We start from the raw sequence: 2,219 nt of genomic DNA, 5'->3' as shown, positions 1-2,219 counted from the left end.
TGCCCACAGCTCGTCGCTGACCTCCCACGGCTTCCGCCGCGCCATCGTCACCCCCACACAACACGGGATCACCTACATCTCCACCGTGCCACAGGAAGATCATTCTGCAAGGACCCCTAAGCAGACGGAGGGGGCCGTGACGGCACGCGGCTCGATCGTGACGACACGCCTCGTCACCAGGGCAAGGCGTGTCGTGTGGAGCTGCTCCCTCGGTGGTACGTGACAGTCGACTTCCGCCACCACCTGACACCGATGAAGGGTGATGCACGTCGTGCTGACCGACCTGTGGCCTCTGAGCTGGAGTATCGGCGTCTTCCTCTTGGCCACGGCAGTCACCGTGGTGTGCAGTATCCGGCTCGCCGGTGTGGGTGACACCCTCGCTGACCGCACCGGATGGGGCGAGGCCCTGTTCGGAGCCGTTCTGTTCGGGTTCGTGACATCCCTCTCGGGCATCGTGATGACCGCCGTCAGTGCCGCCGCGGATCAACCCGACCTCGCGTACAGCAACGCCGTGGGCGGTATCGCGGCGCAGACGGTCGCGCTCGTGGTCGCCGATGCCTTCCTGCGGAAGGTCAACCTCGAACACGCCGCCGCATCGGTGTCCAACATGCTCTTCGGGTGCCTGATCATCGGCCTGTTGGGACTCGCTCTAATGGCAGCGTTCAGCCCGTCCGTCACCTTCCTGGGGCTGCACCCGGCTTCCGCAGTGATGGTGGCCTTCTACATCGGCGGCCTGCGCCTCATCAACAACTACGGCGCACCCATGTGGCGAGCGGTGCGAACGGAGGACACACTTCCCGACGTGCCGGAGGAAGACACCCAGGGACTGGCCCGGCACACAACCTCGCGGCTGTGGACCGAGTTCGCGGCAGTCGCGGTCCTCGTCATGGTCGGGGGCTGGGCGGTGGCCCGCGCGGCTGAGGGCATCGTGGAGCATACGGGCCTGAACGCCGGCCTTGTGGGCGCCGTGTTCATGGGCCTTGTCAACGCCCTGCCGGAGACCGTCACGTCCATCGCCGCTGTCCGGCGCGGAGCCGTCACCCTGGCCATCGCCGCCATCATCGGCGGCAACTGCCTGGACGCGCTCAACCTGGTCGTCGGCGACGTCGCCTACCGAGGCGGGTCCCTGTTCCACGCCGCCAACCCGGACGAACTTTTCCTCACCAGCGGGGCGATGGTGATGACTGCGGTGCTGCTCGGTGGCCTTCTCGTCCGCCAGAGGCGCGGCTGGCTCAAGATTGGCTTCGACGGCGTCCTCCTCGTCGCCATCTACGCGAGTATCGTCGCCGTGCTCGCTGTGTGAGCAGAAGCCTGGCGCAGGTGGGGTGTGTCCAGCGAGTGGCCCTGTCTCGCATTCGGTGGTGACGGAGAGTTGTCAGGGGCGTTGACCGTTGTGTGATAGGTGTCAACGAGCTTGTGCAGACGGTGTTCTCGGGTCTGTCCCCACTGGTCATGGAGGATGTGGTCGACGAGGGTGAGCGGATCGTGGTGCGGGCCCGGACGCCGCTGGACACCGCGGTCTGCCCGGTGTGCGGGGCCTCGTCGGGGCGGGTGCACGGCTATCACTGGCGGACGGTGGCCGACGTTCCGGCCGACGGGCGACGAGTGGTGGTCCGTGTGCGAGTACGGCGTCTGGTGTGTCCCACGCGAGGCTGCCGCCACACCTTCCGCGAACAGGTGCCCGGGGTGCTGAAGCGATACCAGCGACGTACCGCTCGTCTGACCAGGCAGGTCAAGGCCGTGGTCAAAGAGTTAGCGGGCCGGGCGGGATCACGTCTGCCGGCGATACTCGCGGTGGGCCTGTCCCGTCACACGGCCCTGCGCACCCTGCTGCGCATCCCGTTGCCCACCGGGCGGGTGCCCCGCGTGATCGGCGTCGACGATTTCGCCCTGCGCCGACGGCACCGCTATGCCACCGTGGTGATCGACGCCGAGACCCATGAGCGGACCGACGAACTGCCCGACCGTACCGCCGACACGCTGGAAGCGTGGCTGCGCGGGCATCCGGGCATCGAGGTCGTGTGCCGCGACGGCTCAGCCACCTACGCCGAGGCCATCCGCCGTGCTCTGCCTGACGCGGTGCAAGTCGGTGATCGCCGGCATTTATGGAAGAACCTGTGCGAAGCCGCCCTGAGCGAGGTGAAGGCACACAGTGCCTGCTGGGCCACCGTACTGGACGCGCCGGTCTACGGCAGGCCCCGCGCTCAGGGGTCCTTGCA

3 protein-coding genes are annotated in these 2,219 nt (G+C 67.6%); all 3 read left to right on the top strand.

The genetic code is table 11. The annotated features are described in order from the left end of the window. A partial coding sequence (locus KYY02_RS33445) for a hypothetical protein (protein ID WP_371244780.1) occupies window positions 1-223 on the top strand: 223 nt, incomplete at its 5' end. Window positions 224-271: 48 nt separating this feature from the next. Continuing rightward, window positions 272-1,303: a sodium:calcium antiporter gene (locus KYY02_RS33440; RefSeq protein ID WP_371244777.1), complete on the top strand. Its 1,032-nt coding sequence runs from the start codon at window positions 272-274 to the stop codon at window positions 1,301-1,303. A 149-nt stretch (window positions 1,304-1,452) separates the two neighbouring features. Continuing rightward, window positions 1,453-2,219: ISL3 family transposase (locus KYY02_RS33435; RefSeq protein WP_371244773.1), on the top strand; the 767-nt coding region annotated here is incomplete at its 3' end.

Origin of the sequence: Streptomyces pimonensis, assembly GCF_041380215.1 — a bacterium.
In the GTDB taxonomy this organism is placed as follows: Bacteria; Actinomycetota; Actinomycetes; order Streptomycetales; family Streptomycetaceae; genus Streptomyces; species Streptomyces pimonensis.
Note: the sequence above shows the minus strand (reverse complement) of the source record. Positions and strands in the feature narration are given on the sequence as shown.